At 75.1% G+C, this 17,874-nt stretch carries 14 protein-coding genes; 10 read left to right on the top strand and 4 right to left on the bottom strand.

Annotation, left to right across the window (positions count from 1 at the left end; all coding sequences use genetic code 11):
• A partial coding sequence (locus ACFVYI_RS33965; RefSeq protein WP_387892704.1) for an SWIM zinc finger domain-containing protein occupies window positions 1–355 on the bottom strand: 355 nt, incomplete at its 3' end.
• 177 nt (window positions 356–532) lie between these two features.
• Here ACFVYI_RS33965 and ACFVYI_RS33960 point away from each other — a divergent pair.
• The 5 genes from ACFVYI_RS33960 to sucD all read left to right on the top strand — a co-directional run bounded on the left by ACFVYI_RS33960 (window position 533) and on the right by sucD (window position 7,724).
• Window positions 533–1,615, top strand: a complete 1,083-nt coding sequence (locus tag ACFVYI_RS33960) for an AAA family ATPase (RefSeq protein ID WP_387892702.1) — start codon at window positions 533–535, stop codon at window positions 1,613–1,615.
• A gap of 67 nt (window positions 1,616–1,682) precedes the next feature.
• Window positions 1,683–4,037, top strand: a complete 2,355-nt coding sequence (locus ACFVYI_RS33955) for a DUF5682 family protein (RefSeq protein ID WP_387892701.1) — start codon at window positions 1,683–1,685, stop codon at window positions 4,035–4,037.
• A gap of 102 nt (window positions 4,038–4,139) precedes the next feature.
• Window positions 4,140–5,312 carry a VWA domain-containing protein gene (locus ACFVYI_RS33950; protein ID WP_387892699.1) on the top strand — a complete coding sequence of 391 codons (1,173 nt, stop codon included), beginning with the start codon at window positions 4,140–4,142 and terminating at the stop codon, window positions 5,310–5,312.
• A gap of 337 nt (window positions 5,313–5,649) precedes the next feature.
• Entirely contained in the window at window positions 5,650–6,822 is a 1,173-nt protein-coding gene (gene sucC, locus ACFVYI_RS33945; RefSeq protein WP_360631484.1) for an ADP-forming succinate--CoA ligase subunit beta, read from the top strand.
• A 17-nt stretch (window positions 6,823–6,839) separates the two neighbouring features.
• On the top strand, window positions 6,840–7,724 hold the full coding sequence (gene sucD / locus ACFVYI_RS33940) for a succinate--CoA ligase subunit alpha (protein WP_360631481.1): 885 nt from the start codon (window positions 6,840–6,842) through the stop codon (window positions 7,722–7,724).
• A 154-nt stretch (window positions 7,725–7,878) separates the two neighbouring features.
• Here sucD and ACFVYI_RS33935 read toward each other — a convergent pair whose 3' ends face one another.
• Complete coding sequence (locus ACFVYI_RS33935; RefSeq protein ID WP_387892697.1) at window positions 7,879–9,864, bottom strand: LuxR C-terminal-related transcriptional regulator; 1,986 nt, start codon at window positions 9,862–9,864, stop codon at window positions 7,879–7,881.
• Window positions 9,865–9,999: 135 nt separating this feature from the next.
• Between ACFVYI_RS33935 and ACFVYI_RS33930 the strand changes: the two genes are divergently transcribed.
• Window positions 10,000–11,634, top strand: coding sequence for a DUF6350 family protein (locus tag ACFVYI_RS33930; RefSeq protein WP_387892695.1), 1,635 nt, complete (start codon window positions 10,000–10,002; stop codon window positions 11,632–11,634).
• Window positions 11,635–11,652: 18 nt separating this feature from the next.
• On the opposite strand, the gene ACFVYI_RS33925 is transcribed toward ACFVYI_RS33930, so the two are convergent.
• Window positions 11,653–12,312: a hypothetical protein gene (locus ACFVYI_RS33925; protein WP_387892693.1), complete on the bottom strand. Its 660-nt coding sequence runs from the start codon at window positions 12,310–12,312 to the stop codon at window positions 11,653–11,655.
• A 523-nt stretch (window positions 12,313–12,835) separates the two neighbouring features.
• Here ACFVYI_RS33925 and purN point away from each other — a divergent pair.
• Together purN and purH are read left to right on the top strand one after the other, a co-directional pair.
• Window positions 12,836–13,495: a phosphoribosylglycinamide formyltransferase gene (purN, locus tag ACFVYI_RS33920; protein ID WP_387892692.1), complete on the top strand. Its 660-nt coding sequence runs from the start codon at window positions 12,836–12,838 to the stop codon at window positions 13,493–13,495.
• Window positions 13,492–15,072 (top strand): bifunctional phosphoribosylaminoimidazolecarboxamide formyltransferase/IMP cyclohydrolase, encoded by a 1,581-nt coding sequence (gene purH, locus ACFVYI_RS33915; RefSeq protein ID WP_387892690.1) that lies wholly within the window; start codon window positions 13,492–13,494, stop codon window positions 15,070–15,072. The genes purN and purH overlap by 4 nt, the downstream gene beginning before the upstream one ends.
• Before the next feature lie 144 nt (window positions 15,073–15,216).
• Here the strand turns inward: purH and ACFVYI_RS33910 are convergent, their stop codons facing one another.
• Window positions 15,217–15,963, bottom strand: a complete 747-nt coding sequence (locus ACFVYI_RS33910) for an RDD family protein (protein ID WP_387892689.1) — start codon at window positions 15,961–15,963, stop codon at window positions 15,217–15,219.
• A gap of 504 nt (window positions 15,964–16,467) precedes the next feature.
• Between ACFVYI_RS33910 and ACFVYI_RS33905 the strand changes: the two genes are divergently transcribed.
• On the top strand, window positions 16,468–17,322 hold the full coding sequence (locus ACFVYI_RS33905) for a bifunctional methylenetetrahydrofolate dehydrogenase/methenyltetrahydrofolate cyclohydrolase (RefSeq protein ID WP_387892687.1): 855 nt from the start codon (window positions 16,468–16,470) through the stop codon (window positions 17,320–17,322).
• 112 nt (window positions 17,323–17,434) lie between these two features.
• Window positions 17,435–17,860, top strand: coding sequence for a DUF3017 domain-containing protein (locus tag ACFVYI_RS33900; RefSeq protein WP_387892685.1), 426 nt, complete (start codon window positions 17,435–17,437; stop codon window positions 17,858–17,860).
• Window positions 17,861–17,874 lie beyond the last annotated feature (14 nt).

Raw genomic sequence — 17,874 nt, 5'->3', positions numbered from 1 at the left:
CGGTCGCGCGCCGCTCGGCGCGGTCGCGGCGCTCCGCCAGCCAGTCGGACGCCCAGCCGGCCGGTTCGCCGGCCGGGACGGCCTCGGGGGTGCCGCTCCAGAGCAGCAGCAGCCCGAGCGCGTGCTTGCACGGGAACTTGCGGCTCGGGCAGGTGCACGAGTACGCGGGCGTGGCCAGTTCGACGGCGGTGCGGTACGGCGTCCGGCCGCTGCCCTTGCACTCGCCCCAGAGCGCGGTGCCGTCGGTGCCCGTGGCGGACCAGGGCGCGGGCGAGGAGAGCTTGCCCGCGGCCTTCTGCGAGCTCGCGTCGGGTGCCAGGGACAGGACGTGTTCGGTGCTCCAGCGTTCCTCCATGCCGACGACGGTAGGCGGGGGGACTGACAGGCCGGGTGGTCGAACTGAGGTCCGGTCAGGATTGTCAGTGGTCCGGTGCAGGGTTGTTCTCGCAGGCCGGGACGCCGACCTGGCTCCCCCCGATCACCTCGCCGCCTGCCACAGGTGTGTCCGGCGGCCGACCCGAAGGAGCCCCTCATGACCGACGTTCTGCGGCAACACGCGGAGTACGCCTTCGCGGCGGAGCTGGCCGCGCTGGCCGCGCAGGACGACCGTCCGCGCCCCGAGCGGTGGAAGCTGTCGCCGTGGGCCGTCGCGACCTACCTGCTCGGCGGCGAGCTGCCGGACGGCACCGTGGTCACCCCGAAGTACGTCGGGCCGCGGCGGATCGTCGAGGTCGCCGTGACGACGCTGGCCACGGACCGGGCGCTGCTGCTGCTCGGCGTGCCGGGCACCGCGAAGACCTGGGTGTCGGAGCATCTCGCGGCCGCGATCAGCGGCGATTCGACCCTGCTGGTGCAGGGGACGGCGGGCACGCCGGAGGAGGCCGTCCGGTACGGGTGGAACTACGCCCGGCTGCTGACGGAGGGTCCGAGCCGGGAGGCGCTGGTGCCCTCGCCGCTGATGCGGGCGATGGCGGACGGGAAGATCGCCCGGGTCGAGGAGCTGACCCGGATCCCGGCGGACGTGCAGGACAGTCTGATCACCATCCTGTCGGAGAAGACGCTGCCGGTACCGGAGTTGGGCGGCGAGACGCAGGCCGTGCGCGGCTTCAACCTGATCGCCACGGCGAACGACCGGGACCGCGGCGTCAACGAGCTGTCGAGCGCGCTGCGTCGGCGGTTCAACACCGTGGTGCTGCCGCTGCCCGCCTCGCTGGAGGAGGAGGTGGACATCGTCACCCGGCGGGTCGAGCAGCTCGGCCGCTCGCTGGAGCTGACCCGACTGCCCGGCGGGGCCGAGGAGATCAGGCGCGTGGTGACGGTCTTCCGCGAGCTGCGGGCCGGCCTCACGGTGGACGGCCGGACGAAGGTCAAGACGCCGAGCGGCACGCTGTCGACGGCCGAGGCGATCTCGGTGGTGACCAACGGCCTGGCCCTGGCCACCCACTTCGGGGACGGCGTGCTGCGGGCCGGCGACGTCACGGCCGGCATCCTCGGCGCCGTCGTCCGGGATCCGGTCGCCGACCGGGTGGTGTGGCGCGAGTACGTCGAGGGCGTGCTGCGCGAGCGGGACGGCTGGAAGGACTTCTACCGCGCCGCCCGCGAGCACACCCACTGAGGTCGAGGCAGTTCGAGGCAATACAAGGCAGTACGAGGCAGTTCGAGGCACGAGGAGGGAGGGCGCGATGAGCGCAGAGGTGACGCTGCTGGGCGTACGGCACCACGGCCCCGGCTCGGCCCGCGCGGTGGCCGCCGCACTGGAGCAGCTGCGGCCGGACGCGGTGCTGATCGAGGGCCCGCCGGAGGCCGACCCGATCGTCGGGCTGGCGGCCGGGAAGGACATGGTGCCACCGGTCGCCCTGCTCGCCCACGCCGTGGACGACCCGGCCAGGGCGGCGTTCTGGCCGTACGCCGAGTTCTCCCCGGAGTGGGTGGCGATCCGCTACGGACTCGACGCCGGTGTACCGGTGCGCTTCATCGACCTCCCGGCGGCCTACGGCCTCGCCGAGGAGCCGGGGGAGCCCGAGGAGCCGGGAGAGCCCGGGGAACCGGCCGGGACGGAGCAGGACGGGCGGACCGACGAGCGGCCGGGGGATCCGATCGGGATGCTCGCCGAGGCGGCCGGCTGCGACGACCCGGAGCGCTGGTGGGAGGACGTGATCGAGCACCGCGCGCCCGGCACCGACGCGCTGGCCCCGTTCGCCGCGGTCGCCGAGGCGATGGCGGCGCTGCGGGAGGGCGGGGCGGCCGCCGGCCCGGCCGCCCGGCGCGACGACCTGCGGGAGGCGTACATGCGTCAGCAGGTCCGGGCCGCCAAGCGGGCCGGGCACCGGCGGATCGCCGTGGTCTGCGGGGCGTTCCACGTCCCGGCGCTGGCCGCCATGCCGACCGCCGCCCACGACCGGGCGGTGCTGGCCGGTCTGCCGAAGAAGGTGCGGACCGACATCACCTGGGTGCCGTGGACGCACCGCCGGCTCTCCCAGCAGAGCGGCTACGGCGCCGGGATCGTCTCGCCGGGCTGGTACCACCACCTGTTCACCACCCCGGGTGATCCGCTGCCGCTCTGGTTGACCAGGGCCGCCGAGCTGCTGCGCGCCGAGGACCACCCGGTCTCCTCCGCGCACGTGATCGAGGCCGTCCGGCTGGCCCGGACGCTGGCGGTGGTGCGCGAGCGCCCGCTCGCCGGGCTGACCGAGACCGTGGACGCCGTCCGCTCGGTGATGTGCGACGGCTCGGACGTCGCGCTGGCGCTGGTGCACGACCGCCTGGTGACCGGCGACGCGCTCGGCGAGGTGCCGGACGGCGCGCCGGCGGTGCCGCTGCAACGGGACCTGGCCCGGCTGCAGCGCTCGCTGCGGCTGAAGCCGGCGGTGGACCCGCGGGAGCTGGACCTGGACCTGCGCAAGGAGAACGACGCGGCGCGCTCCCGGCTGCTGCACCGGCTGCGGCTGTTCGGCATCGACTGGGGCGTGCCGAGCCGCTCCGCCGTCAACTCGACGGGCACCTTCCGGGAGAGCTGGCGGCTCCACTGGCAGCCCGAGTTCGCCGTCCGGGTCGTCGAGGCCGCCCAGTGGGGCACCACCGTCGAGGACGCGGCGGCCGGCCGGGCCGTCGGCGCGGCGCGGGCCGCGGTGGAGCTCACCGAGCTGACGGCCCTGGTCGAGGCCTGCCTGCTCGCCGGGCTGACCGACGCGCTGCCCGCCGTGATGCGGGTGCTCGCCGACTGCGCCGCGCTGGACACCGACGTCGCCCAGCTGGCGGGCGCCCTGCCCGCGCTGGTCCGCGCGCTGCGCTACGGCGACGTCCGCGGCACCGACCACGGCGCGCTCGGCGAGGTCGCGGCGGGCCTCGCCGACCGGATCTGTGTCGGCCTGCCGCCCGCCTGCACCGGGCTGGACGCGGCCGGCGCGGAGGCGATGCGCGGCCGGCTCGACGAGGTGCACGGCGCGATCGGCCTGCTGGAGCCGGTCGGCGGGCTCGCCGACCGGTGGGCCGCGACCCTGCGGGCGCTCGCCCGCCGCGAACCGGCCGGCGGCCCGGCCACCGGTGTGCCCGGCCTGCTGCGCGGCCGCGCCGTCCGGCTGCTGCTGGACGACGGACGGCTCGACTCCGAGGAGGCCGGCCGCCGGCTGGGCCTCGTCCTCTCGGTCGCCAGCGCCCCGGCGGACGCGGCGGGCTGGGTCGAGGGCTTCCTCACCGGCGGCGGCGCCCTGCTGCTGCACGACCCCCGCCTGCTGGCCCTGCTAGACGAGTGGCTGACGGCGGTGCCGGCCGAGGTCTTCACCGACGTGCTGCCGCTGCTGCGCCGTACCTTCTCCGCGCTGGAGGCGGGCGTCCGGAACACCGTCGGCAGCCGGGTCGCGGCCGGCCCGCTCGGCGCCGAGCCGGCGGCGGAGGCGGGCACGGGCCCCGAGCTCGACCCGGCCCGCGCCGACGCGGCGGTCCCCGTGGTCGCCCTGCTGCTCGGGCTGCCCGGCTGCCCGGTCCACCCCGGCGGCCCGGCGCGGATCCCCCGGCAGGCCGACGGCCGCAACACCTGACCCGCCGCACCACCCCGAACTGCCGCACCACCCGACCCGCCGCACCACCCCGAACTGCCGCACCACCCGACCCCGTACGGGACGGACCGGAAGGAGCACCCGATGGCAGAGACCACCACCCCCGCCACCCTCGCCGCCGAGGAGCGGCTGCGCCGCTGGCGGCTGGTCCTCGGCGGCGAGGCGGACGGCACCGGCCACGCGCTGCGCGGCCGGGACGCCGCGATGGACGCCGCGCTCGCCGCGCTGTACCGGGGCGCACCGCAGGAGGGCCGGGCCGGCCGGCGCGGCGCCGGGCTGGGCGGGTCGGCGCCGCAGGTGGCGCGCTGGCTGGGCGACATCCGCGAGTACTTCCCCACCACCGTCGTCCAACTGATGCAGCAGGACGCCATCACCCGGCTCGGCCTGGACCACCTGTTGCTGGAGCCGGAGATGCTGGAGGCGGTCGAGCCCGACGTCCACCTGGTCGCCACCCTGCTCTCGCTGAAGCACGCACTGCCCGAGACCACCCGGGAGACCGCCCGCGCGGTGGTCGGCAAGGTGGTCGCGGAGCTGGAGCGCCGGCTCGCCGACCGCACCCGGGCCACCCTGGGCGGCGCGCTGGACCGCAGCGCCAAGGTGAACCGCCCGCGCCACCGGGACATCGACTGGGACCGCACCATCCGGGCCAACCTGCGGAACTACCTGCCCGAGTACGGCACCGTCGTGCCCGAGCGACTGGTCGGCTACGCCCGGGCGCAGCGCGCGGTGAAGAAGGACGTCATCCTCTGCATCGACCAGTCCGGCTCGATGGCCCCCTCGGTGGTGCACTCGGCGGTGTTCGGCGCGGTGCTGGCCTCGATGAAGACCCTGGACACCCGGCTGGTGGTGTTCGACACCTCGGTGGTCGACCTCACCGAGCAGCTCGACGACCCGGTGGACGTCCTGTTCGCGACCCGGCTCGGCGGCGGTACCGACATCAACCGGGCGCTGGCCTACTGCCAGTCGAGGATCACCCGGCCGTCCGAGACCGTGGTGGTGCTGATCAGCGACCTCTACGAGGGCGGCATCCGGGACGAGATGCTCAAGCGGGTGGCGGCGATGAAGGCGGCCGGCGTCCAGTTCGTCGCGCTGCTCGCGCTCTCCGACGAGGGGGCACCGGCGTACGACCACGCGCACGCGGCCGCCCTGGCCGCGCTCGGCGCCCCGGCGTTCGCCTGCACCCCGGACGCCTTCGCGGACGTCATGGCGGCGGCGATCGAGAAGCGGCCGATCCCGGTACCGGAACAGGGCGTGTAGGGACGGGGTGCGCGGGTTCACCCGGACGAGCGAACCCGCGCCCGGGCGGACCGCTGATCTGCGCGCCTTCTGAGCAGGGCGCGCGGCAGCCGGCCGCGGCCCGGCTGTGACGGTTCTCACCCAAGCCGGGCCGGTCCCGGGCGAAACGCGCCCGTCGTCCGGGGATAACCTGCCAGACGGACGTGACGCGCGTGTTGATTGACGTGTGCGCCCGTGGCTGTGTGGGCCGCAAGGCCGTACCTCTGCGTACCCGCACCGCCTCGACGACCCGCAGCGAAGATCCTGCCGTGGCACGCTCGTAGAGACACAATCCGCGACCACGAACAAGGACAAACACGTGGACCTGTTCGAGTACCAGGCGAGGGACCTCTTCGCCAAGCACGGGGTTCCCGTGCTTGACGGTGATGTCATCGAGACCGCCGCAGACGCTGCCGCCATCGCGGAGCGCTTCGGCGGCCGCGCCGTCGTCAAGGCTCAGGTGAAGGTGGGTGGCCGAGGCAAGGCCGGTGGCGTGAAGCTCGCCGCCGACCCGGCGGACGCCGTCGCCAAGGCCGAGGCGATCCTCGGCATGGACATCAAGGGCCACACCGTGCACAAGGTGATGCTGGCCCAGACCGCGGACATCAAGGAGGAGTACTACGTCTCCTTCCTGCTGGACCGCACCAACCGCACCTTCCTGGCCATGGCCAGCGTGGAGGGCGGTGTGGAGATCGAGGTCGTCGCGGAGGAGAACCCCGAGGCGCTCGCCAAGATCCCGGTCGACGCCAACGAGGGCTGCACCCCGGAGAAGGCCGCCGAGATCGTCGCCGCGGCGAAGTTCCCGGCCGAGATCGCCGACCAGGTCGCCGATGTCCTGCAGAAGCTCTGGGTCGTCTTCATCAAGGAGGACGCCCTCCTCGTCGAGGTCAACCCGCTGATCAAGTCCGGCGACGGCAAGATCATCGCGCTCGACGGCAAGGTCTCCCTGGACGAGAACGCCGAGTTCCGCCAGCCCGAGCACGAGGCGCTCGAGGACAAGGCCGCCGCCAACCCGCTCGAGGCGGCGGCGAAGGCCAAGGGCCTGAACTACGTCAAGCTCGACGGCCAGGTCGGCATCATCGGCAACGGCGCGGGTCTCGTCATGAGCACCCTCGACGTGGTCGCCTACGCGGGCGAGAAGCACGGCGGCGTGAAGCCCGCCAACTTCCTCGACATCGGCGGCGGCGCGTCCGCCGAGGTGATGGCGAACGGCCTGGAGATCATCCTGGGCGACCCCGACGTCAAGTCGGTCTTCGTCAACGTCTTCGGTGGCATCACCGCGTGCGACGCCGTCGCGAACGGCATCGTGCAGGCCCTGGAGCTGCTGAAGACCAAGGGCGACGAGGTCACCAAGCCGCTGGTCGTCCGCCTGGACGGCAACAACGCCGAGCTGGGTCGCAAGATCCTGACCGACGCCAACCACCCGCTGGTTCAGCAGGTGGACACCATGGACGGTGCGGCCGACCGCGCCGCCGAGCTGGCCAACAAGTAAGGAAGGGACTTCTCACCATGGCTATCTTCCTTACCAAGGACAGCAAGGTCATCGTCCAGGGCATGACCGGCTCCGAGGGCATGAAGCACACCCGCCGCATGCTCGCCTCCGGCACCCAGATCGTCGGCGGTGTGAACCCGCGCAAGGCCGGCACCACGGTCGACGTCGACGGCACCGAGGTCCCCGTCTTCGGCTCCGTCGCCGAGGCCATCGAGAAGACCGGTGCCGACGTCACCGTCATCTTCGTGCCGCCGAAGTTCACCAAGGACGCCGTCGTCGAGGCCATCGACGCCGAGATCGGCCTGGCCGTCGTCATCACCGAGGGCGTCCCGGTGCACGACACCGCCGCCTTCTGGGCGTACGCGGGCTCGAAGGGCAACAAGACCCGGATCATCGGCCCGAACTGCCCCGGCCTGATCAGCCCCGGACAGTCGAACGCCGGCATCATCCCGGCCGACATCACCAGCTCCGGCAAGATCGGCCTGGTCTCGAAGTCCGGCACCCTGACCTACCAGCTCATGTACGAGCTGCGGGACATCGGCTTCTCCTCGGCCGTGGGCATCGGCGGTGACCCGGTCATCGGGACCACCCACATCGACGCTCTCAAGGCCTTCCAGGAGGACCCGGAGACCGAGCTCATCGTCATGATCGGTGAGATCGGTGGCGACGCCGAGGAGCGTGCCGCGGCCTACATCGCCGAGCACGTCACCAAGCCGGTCGTCGGCTACGTCGCGGGCTTCACCGCCCCCGAGGGCAAGACCATGGGCCACGCCGGCGCCATCGTCTCCGGCTCCTCGGGCACCGCGCAGGCCAAGAAGGAGGCCCTTGAGGCCGCCGGTGTCAAGGTCGGCAAGACGCCGTCCGAGACCGCCCGCCTGGCGCGTGAGCTGATCAACGGCTGACGCCTCCCGGCTGTCGAGCGCCCCCGTCCGGACCTCCGGGCGGGGGCGCTCGCCGTTGTGCCCCGGCCGGCTCCCGGGGCCCGGCCCTCTCCGGCCTCTCCGGCCCTGGGCCCCGTCCGGCCGATCCTGCCGGGCGCGCGACGCCGGGCAGGCCCTAGTGGTCCGCCGGGCAGGGGTGGAGCGCCCAGCGGGTGCAGGCCGACGGCCCCGCCGCCGAGCCGGGCGGGGGCAGGGCCGCCGTCGTCCGCCCGGCGGCCGGCAGCTCCCACAAGGGAGCCCGGGGCGGCGGAGGGTCCATCACGACCGGCTCCACGCCCGGCGCCGGACTGCACCAGAGGCTGCGGATCCCGGTCAGCGGGCCGTCGGGGACGAGGGGGACGGCGGAGCCGTTGACCGCGCCGCAGACCGTCTGCGCGGGCGGCTCGGGAGGTCGGCGGAACAGCGACCCCGGGCCGCTGCCGGCCAGCGTCGCCGCCGCCGCGCCGCCGACCGCCACCGTGATCAGGATCGCCGCCCCGGTCCGGGTGGCGTTCGCCAGTCCGTGACGGGCGCGCAGCAGCGGGACCGGCGGCCGGTGCGGCTGCGGGCAGCCGCGGACGGCGGCCCGGTGCAGCAGCCCGGCGAGCCGGTCGGCGAAGCCCTCGGCGGCCGGGTCGGGCCCGACCAGCTCCGGCACCCACTGCGCCAGCGCCGCCCGGGCCGCCCAGATCCGGCCCTCGGCGGCCGCCCGGGTCGACTCCACCTCGACGGCCACGGCGGCGGCGGGCAGGCCCAGGCCGTCGTGCAGCACCAGCGCCCGGCGTTGCGGGCGGGAGAGCCGTTTGAGCGCCTTGAGCAGCGCGCGGTCACGGTCGGTGAGGCGGTCGTGGTCCGGCAGCACGGCCTGCGACTCGTCGGCGGGGCGGACCTTGATCCGCCGGTGCGGCAGCCGCCAGACGTGGGCCCGGCGCGGACCGCCCCGGTGCCACGGGGAGAGCGCCGCCTCGCAGGCCCGCGCCCGTACCCACCCCTCCGGATCGCTCCCGGCCGCCACGTCCTCCCAGCGCCGCCCCGCCTCGCCGAAGGCCAGTCGCACGCAGTGCACGGCGCGGTGCTTGCAGGCGGTGAGCAGGAACACCTGTTGGACCAGACGGGTGTGGGCGGTCTCGTACAGCTCCTCGAAGGAGGGTGCGGGCGCGGGCACCTGCTCGTGCGCGGCGGGGGCGGGCACCGGCGCGGGCGCCGGTCGGGCGGAGCCCCGCTGCTCCGCCGGCGCGTTCGCCGTGCCTGCGCCGGTCGGGGCGGGGGTGGCGGCCCCGCGGCCGTTCGGCCGGGGTGGCGGCGCGGTGGCCGGGCCGGGGCGGGGCGTGGTGCCGCCCTTGGCCCGGGGCGCCCCGGCGGGCGCGGCCGCCGGGCCGGCCGCCGCGGGGGTGCTCGCCGTGGTGGTGTTCGTGGGAGTGTCCGGGCGGGCGGGGGCCTTCGGGGTGGCGTGGGTGGACTGCGGTCGGGCGCCGTCCCCGGTGCGCGGGCTCCCGTGGGGCGCGGCGGTGGCCGGGGCGGCGGGGGCCTTCGGCGCGGCGGTGGCCGGGGCGGCCGGGGTGGTCGGCCGGGTCTTGGCGCGCCCGCGTCGTTCCCGCCCGGCCGGCGGCTTCGCCGGGGTGCCGGGGCGGGGGCCGTCCGGTGGGCCGGCGGTGCTCGCGGAGGCGGCCTGAGCGGGGCTCAGCAGGGCGGCGAAGGCGGCGATCTCGGCGTGCGTCCGGGTGCCGAGCTTGCGCATGGCCCGGTGCTGGTAGCTCCGTGCGGTGGCCGGGGTGACGCCCAGCGCGGCCGCCGACTGGGCGAGGTCCCGCCCGGCCGCGAGCTGGGCCAGGGCCTGGGCTTCACGGGGCGTCAGCTGTCGCAGCAGCCGGAGCGCCTCGTCCTGGCCGCCGGGCGGTCCGCCGGTGGGTCCTTCGGCGGGTCCGCCGGGCTCGGGGGTCCGCGCCGCCCGGGCGGCGTTGGCGGCCTTCGCGGCCCGGCCGCGACCGGACCGGCCCTTTCCGGGGCGCCCCTGCGGTGCGGGCGGGTCGGCGGGGGCGGCGGGGCGGGCAGTGGGGTGGGCAGTGGGGTGGGCGGCGGCGGGGGCACCGGCGGGGCGCTCGGCAGTCGGCGGCGTGGTCATCAGACGCTCCGGGCCGGAGCGGGGGCGTCGGCATGAGGGCAGGGTCTGAAAATGCGCATAAGCCAATAATCTGGGACACGACGGTGGTTTGCCTCTTCACGGAGCATGGCGAGTCGCCTTGGCACCATGAGGCGCATGACGCAGCTGATGGGCCGTCCGATCCTGGAAGTGCCGGGCGAGCTGGGCGCCAGACCCGTTCTGGCCGATCTGCTCACCGGGGTGAGGACGGCGCTGCTCGGCCTGGCGGCGGTCGCCGTGCCGGTGCTGGGGCTCTGGGTGGTGACCCCGGACGCGGACGACGGTGCGGCCGGCGCGGTTCGGCTGGCCGGGGTGCTCTGGCTGCTCGGGCACGGTGCACCGGTGCTCCGCGGCCCGCTGGACGCCCCGCTGACCGTGACTCCGCTGCTGCTCGGCCTGCTGGCGGTGGGCCAGTTGCACCGTGCGGGCGCCCGGGCGGCGGTCCGGCGCCGGCTGCGACCGCGGTGGAGCGGTCCGTTGGCGGTGTGGTCCGGCTACTGCGCGGTCGCCGTGGCGGTGGCCGCCCAGTGTTCTGACGCCGGGTCGTTCCGGGCGCGGGTGCTGCCGGACGTCCTGGTGGTGGCGCTGCTGGCCGCCGCCGCGACGGCGGCCGGTGCCCGGACGGCCCGCCGGGTGCCGGAGCGCGGCCGGCCGGCACGTGAGCCCTGGCCTGCGCCCTGGCAGGCGTCCTGGCGGGTGCTCCGGCGGCGGGCGCTGGACCGGGTGCCCGCGTGGGCCTGCTTCGAGGGGGGCGCGGCGGCGGTTCGGACGGCGGCACTGGCCGGCGGGGCGGGGCTGCTGGCGGCGGGTGCGACGGTGGTCGCGGTGGCGGCGGTGCTGGCCGCGGTGACCGGTGCCGGGCACGGCGCGGCGGCGCTCGCGCAGGGCCCGGCCGCCGTGGCCGGACTGCTGCTGCTCAGCGTGGTGCTGCTGCCGAACGCGGTGCTCTGGGGCACGGCCTACGCGTTGGGCCCGGGGTTCGCGGCGGGGGCGGGGACGCTGGTGGCACCGGCCGGCACGGTGCTGGGGCCGCTGCCGGAGCTTCCGCTGTTCGCGCTGGTGGCCGAGCCCGGAGCGGGCGGTTGGCGGCTGCTGGCCTGCCTGTTGCCGGCCCTGGCCGGGGTGGTCCCGGCGGTGCTGCTGGGCCGGGCGGCCGCGAGCGGGGCCCGGGTACCGGTCGGCCCGGACCGGACGGACCGGTACCCGGACGACCTGGACGACCCGGACGACCTGGACGACCCGGACGGGTCGGACGACCTGGACCAGTCGGCCGAGGCGGAGGCCACCGCCTGGCACCCGGCGGGGACGGTCGGTGCGGTGCTGGCGGCGGCCCTGCTGACCGGTGCGGCCGTGGCGGTGCTCGGCTGGCTCTCCGGCGGGGCGCTGGCCGGCGGCCGGATGGCGGAGCTGGGCCCGGTGCCGTGGCGGACGGGGCTGGCGGCGGCGGGCTGGATCGCCGTGGTCGCCGTCCCGGGCGCCCTGCTGACGCGGGCCCGGGCACTGGGCGGCGGTCAGGGCGGTGCGGCGGTCGGCCCGCCGGCGGGCGACGCGGCCGGAGGCGGCGTGCTCAACGGCTACGCGCGCCGGGGCGCGCTGCTGCTGCGCGCCCGTGCGTACGCGGTGGTGCTGCGGCTGGGCCGGTCGGCCGACGCCGTTGCGGCTCACGGCGCGGCGGGCCAGGGCGGGGCGGCCCGCGGCGCGGCGGGCGCGGACCGCGTGAACGGTTCGGACGGTGTCGGCGGGACGGACTGACCGGCCCCGCCGCTCCCGCTACTCGCGGGTCTTGGTGATGTCCACGTACCACTTCGGCGCGAGCCGCTCGCAGTTGTCCGCACCGGTCGAGGTGAGCGAGTCCCGCACGCAGGTCACGTAGTCGTTGTAGTAGAGGCTGAGGCCGATCACCGAGGACACGAAGACCACCGTCATCGCGCCGGTGAGCACCCCGGCCAGGGCGGCCGGGGTCAGCGGGTTCGGGGCGGCGGACTCGCCGGCGACGGCGGCCGGCGCGGCCGGGCCGGTCGCGGTGGCGGTGGTGGCGGCCGGCTTGGGGGCCCGCATCGCGGTGATGCCCCAGACGATGGCCAGCGCGCCGACGAACAGCGCGACGTAGTGCAGCGAGGCGAACGCGCAGACCAGCGCGCCCATGCCGGCCAGTGCGGCGTTGCGGGCCTTGCGCTGCGCCGGGTCGGCCGGGTCGAGCTTGGGCGGCTGCGGGGCGGGCGGGCGGGGGTGCCAGCCGCCGCCCTGGTAGCCGGGGCTCCACGGGTGCGGCGGCGGGACCTGCGGGCGCTCGTCCGGGCTCCCGTCGCCGTCGGGCGCGTCCGGGCCCTCGGTGGGCCCGGGGTTGCGCGGCTGCCACGGCTGGTCCGGGGCATCCGCCGGCGGCGGCGCGAAGGGGTTGCGCTCGCCGGTGTTGTCACCGCTGCTCATGGTTCAGCCATTCCTTCTCGATCGGTGGGGCGGACGCCCGCGCCACCCTATGATCCCGCAGTCGCCCGCGGGGCCTTCGGCGGCCTGCTTTCGGGGCGGGTTCCGCCACACCGGCGAACCCGCGACGGCCCGGCCGCGCCCCGGCCGCGCCCCGACGGCGGCCCGGCGGCCCGGCGGCCCGGAGGCCCGGAGGCCCGGCGCCCGCATCCCGCAGACGCCCCGTCCGCACCCGGACGACGCCCCGTCCGCACCCGTCCGCAGGCGGACGGCGGGCGGACGGCGGGTGAACGGCACCCCGATGGAGATCCCCGTCTCAACTACGCGCGTAGCGCCGACAGGGCGTTTCAGGGGCCGTCCGACCAGCCGTTATCGTGGTGACGGTCAGCAGCTCAGATAGGTTCCCCGGGCCCCGCGTCGTGGCGGGTTCCTCCGGTGTTCCCCCTCGCTCGACCTGCCGTTCGTAGTGGCCCCACCGCCGGTGGATGTACCAGCGGGCGGCGCCCGACCTACGGAGAATCGCGCAGTGGCCGCCGCCCCCGCTCAGCTCTTCCCGCCCCGCACACCCGGCCCGGCCCGCCTGGTGGTGCTGGTCTCCGGTTCCGGCACCAACCTGCAGGCGCTGATCGATGCCGCGGCCGACCCGGCCTTCGGCGCGGAGATCGTCGCCGTCGGCGCCGACCGTGCCGGCATCGCGGGCCTGGAGCGTGCCGAGCGGGCCGCGCTGCCGGTCTTCGTGCACCGGGTGAAGGACTTCGCCGACCGCGCCGACTGGGACCGCGCGCTGACCGCGTCCGTCGCGGCGTACGAGCCGGACCTCGTGGTCACGGCCGGTTTCATGAAGATCCTCGGATCCGGGTTCGTCGCCGCCTTCGCCGGGCGGATCATCAACACCCACCCCGCTCTGCTGCCCGCCTTCCCCGGTGCCCACGGCGTCACCGACGCGCTCGCGTACGGGGTGAAGGTCACCGGCTGCACCGTCCACCTGGTCGACGCCGGCGTGGACACCGGGCCGATCATCGCGCAGGGCGTCGTCGAGGTCACCGACGCCGACCACGCCGATGGCGGCGAAGCGCTGCACGAGCGCATCAAGACTGTCGAGCGAAAGCTGCTCGTCGACATCGTGGGCCGGCTGGCCCGCGAGGGTCACCGCATCGAGGACCGAAAGGTATGGATTCCGGCATGAGCGCCGCCCCCACCACGCCCGTTGTCTCCGAGAACGTCCGTCCGATCCGCCGCGCGCTGATCAGCGTGTACGACAAGACCGGTCTGGAGGAGCTGGCCCAGGGCCTGCACGCCGCCGGGGTCGTCATCGTCTCCACCGGCTCCACCGCCGGCCGGATCGCCGCCGCGGGCGTCCCGGTGACCGAGGTCTCCGAGCTGACCGGATTCCCCGAGTGCCTCGACGGGCGCGTGAAGACGCTGCACCCCCGCGTGCACGCCGGCGTGCTCGCCGACCTGCGGCTGGAGTCGCACCGCGCGCAGCTGGCCGAGCTGGGCGTCGAGCCCTTCGAGCTGGTCGTGGTGAACCTCTACCCGTTCAAGGCCACCGTCGCCTCCGGCGCCACCCCGGACGAGTGCGTCGAGCAGATCGACATCGGCGGCCCGAGCATGGTCCGCGCCGCGGCCAAGAACCACCCGTCGGTCGCCGTCGTGGTCGACCCGGCCCGCTACGGCGACGTGCTGAAGGCCGTCCAGGAGGGCGGCTTCGACCTGGCCACCCGCAAGCGCCTGGCCGGCGCCGCGTTCGCGCACACCGCCGCGTACGACGTCGCGGTGGCCTCCTGGTTCGAGGCCGGCTACGCGGCCGGCGACGTCGAGGGCTTCCCGGAGTTCCTGGGCGCCACCTACGAGCGCCAGAACGTGCTGCGCTACGGCGAGAACCCGCACCAGGGCGCCGCGCTCTACAGCGACGGCACCGGCGGCCTGGCCGGCGCCGAGCAGCTGCACGGCAAGGAGATGTCGTACAACAACTACGTCGACACCGATGCCGCCCGCCGCGCCGCGTACGACCACGCCGAGCCGGCCGTCGCGATCATCAAGCACGCCAACCCGTGCGGCATCGCCACCGGCGCGGACGTCGCCGAGGCGCACCGCAAGGCGCACGAGTGCGACCCGGTCTCCGCGTACGGCGGTGTGATCGCGGTCAACCGCCCGGTCACCGTCGAGCTGGCCGAGCAGATCGCCCCGATCTTCACCGAGGTCGTCGTCGCCCCGGGCTACGAGGACGGCGCCGTCGAGGTGCTCGCCCGCAAGAAGAACCTGCGGGTGCTGCTCGCTCCCGAGGCGCCGGCCAACCGCCAGGAGGTGCGCCCGATCTCCGGCGGCGTGCTGCTCCAGGACGCCGACCGGATCCACGCCGAGGGCGACGACCCGGCGAGCTGGACGCTGGCCACCGGTGAGGCGCTCTCCGAGGCCGAGCTGGCCGAGCTGGCCTTCGCCTGGCGGGCCTGCCGGGCCGTCAAGTCCAACGCGATCCTGCTGGCCAAGGGCGGTGCCTCGGTGGGCGTCGGCATGGGCCAGGTCAACCGGGTCGACTCGGCGAAGCTCGCGGTGGAGCGGGCCGGCGACCGGGCCCGGGGCTCGTACGCGGCCTCCGACGCCTTCTTCCCGTTCGCGGACGGTCTGCAGATCCTGCTCGACGGCGGCGTCAAGGCCGTGGTGCAGCCGGGCGGTTCGATCCGGGACGAGGAGGTCGTCGCGGCGGCCGCCGAGGCCGGCGTGACCATGTACCTCACCGGCACCCGCCACTTCTTCCACTGACACTGACACTGACACCGGCACTCGGAGCCGGCACCGGGACCGACGCCCGGAGCCGGTGGCCGCACCGGTGAGGTGACGACACGACAGAGCGGCCCGGTCCCCGTGAAGGGGGGCCGGGCCGCTCTGTTCGTCGTCCGGTGCGCGTTACTTCTTGATCACCAGGGTGCCGGCGGCACGGTCGTGCCAGCCCTGCAGCTTCCCGGAGTTGTCGAAGAACGGGGACAGGTAGACCAGCGCGGCGCCGATGTAGCAGAGGAACGCGCCGACGATCGGGATGATGAAGCGGATGAAGCCGCCGCCCAGGCCGGGGACCTGGCCGTTGCTCTCCTTGACGACGCGCAGGCCCAGGGCCAGCTTGCCGAGGGTGGCGCCCGCGAAGGAGACCATCAGCCACTCGTAGAGCAGGTTGAACACCGACAGCACGCCGACCATGATCATCATGGTGACGAAGAAGCCGGCGGCGGCGTCGTTGTTGGCGTTCAGGCAGTCGTAGTACGCGGAGTTGGAGCCGCCGTAGGTGTACTTGGCGCTGCAGTCCTGGCTGTCCTTGGCGATGCCGAGCGCGCTGGCCAGGCCGAGCGCCATCACCAGGGCGACGACCGCGCCGATCGCGGCGCCGTCGATCAGGCGGGCCAGGAACCGCTGACCCATGGTGGCGATCTTCACCGTGCCCAGCTGGGCGATGTTGATGTAGCCGTTGTTGGCCTGGATGGTGCCCGGCATCGGCGCGTACCCGTACGCCGGCTGCTGCGGCACGCCGTACTGCGGGGCCTGCGGCGGCTGCTGCGGGTAGCCGTACCCGGCGGCCGGCGGGGCCTGCTGCGGGTAGCCGTACCCCTGCGGCGGGGGCTGCTGGCCGTACGGGTTGTTCGGGTCGGGCGGGTAGCTCATCGATGCCTCCGGGCAGGATGTGGGGACATGGGACGGGTCAGCGCAGGGCCCGGAACGCACCGGCGGGTCGGGCCACCGGACGGACGGGACGATAGCGGAGCGCGGTGACAACGGGGGCGCGAACGATCCGGCGCCCGCCGGTACGGCTCAGGAACGTGGGTGGCGCCGGTCCGGCGCGAACGGGAGCATCGACGGCTGCGGTCCTGGCAGCACGCGGCCGTGGCGGTCGGGCGGCACGGTGTGGTGTGGTCGGCTCACTCTGTTCTTCCCCCGGGTACGCCCCCGCCGGGGTGTCCGTCGGCCCGTCACCGGGCCGGGGGCGGCAGGGAATGCCCGCTTATCGTCAACCGGACTGCCCGGCGCTGTCCAGCCGCGCCCGCGTGGCGGACCGGACTGTGGCGCAACCGCAACGTGGTCCGAACGATTCCGGACCGGCCCCGGATCCCGGGACCGGTACCACGGGGGCTGGCGCGGTCCGCCTCCGGGATCCGGGAGAATGGGGTCATGACTGCGCAGATTCTCGATGGCAAGGCCACCGCCGCCGCGATCAAGTCCGAACTCGCCGCCCGCGTCGCGGCCCTTCGCGCCAAGGGCGTCACGCCCGGTCTCGGCACTGTCCTGGTCGGCGACGACCCGGGCAGCCGCTGGTACGTCAACGGCAAGCACAAGGACTGCGCCGAGGTCGGCATCGCCTCGATCCAGCGCGAACTGCCCGCCACCGCCACCCAGGAGGACGTCGAGAACGTCGTCCGCGAGCTCAACGCCGACCCGGCCTGCACCGGCTACATCGTCCAGCTCCCGCTGCCCAAGGGCCTCGACCAGAACCCCGTCCTGGAGCTGATGGACCCGGACAAGGACGCCGACGGCCTGCACCCCACCTCGCTCGGCCGCCTCGCGCTGGGCATCGAGGGCCCGCTGCCCTGCACCCCGCTCGGCATCGTCGAGCTGCTGCGCCGCCACGGCGTCGAGATCAACGGCGCCGAGGTCGTCGTGATCGGCCGCGGCGTCACCGTCGGCCGCTCGATCGGCCTGCTGCTCACCCGCCGCAGCGAGAACGCCACCGTGACCCTCTGCCACACCGGCACCCGGGACCTCGCCTACCACCTGCGCAAGGCCGACATCGTGGTGGCCGCCGCCGGAGTGCCGCACCTGGTCAAGCCGGAGGACATCAAGCCCGGCGCGGCCGTGCTGGACGTCGGTGTCAGCCGCAGCGAGGGCAAGATCGTCGGCGACGTGCACCCGGGCGTGGCCGAGGTGGCCGGCTGGATCTCCCCGAACCCGGGCGGCGTCGGCCCGATGACCCGCGCCATGCTGCTGAACAACATCGTCGAGGCGGCCGAGCGCCGCGCCGGCATCTGAGCACCAGCGATCCGACACCAGAGGGACGGCGAGCTATGAACGGGCGGACCGAGCGAACGGCGGGCAGCTGCGCGTTTCGCGGAGCGGCGGCCGAGTGCGGCGGGGTGGGCGCATGAGCGGCCCGCGGCCGGCGCGTTCCCGGCGCAGGCCGGTGAAGACCACCGGGACGCTGCCCCCCGAGGGGTCGGCGGCGGCGCTGGGGCGTGAGCACGCCCTGCCGGTGCGCCAGTGGCCGATAACGCTCGTCCTGCTGGTGGTCGGCGCCGGGCTCGCCGTCACCTGGTTCGCCGACTTCAAGGACGGCTTCAAGTACGGGCTGCTGATCCTCGGCGGCGGCGTCCTGCTCGGCGCGGTGCTGCGGCTGGTCCTGCCCGAGGTCGGCATGCTGGCGGTGCGCAGCCGGTTCACCGACGTGATCGTGCTGACCTTCCTGGGCCTCTCGATCGTGCTGCTGACCCTGGTGGCCCAGCCCAATCCGTGGCTGGAGTTCCCGCTGCTGGACAACGTCGGCCAGCTGATCGGGCGACCGAAGCACTGACCGCCCGGCACCCG

The sequence above is a fragment of the Kitasatospora sp. NPDC058218 genome, assembly GCF_042882445.1.
In the GTDB taxonomy this organism is placed as follows: Bacteria; Actinomycetota; Actinomycetes; order Streptomycetales; family Streptomycetaceae; genus Kitasatospora.
This window is presented reverse-complemented; position numbering and strand designations above follow the sequence as displayed.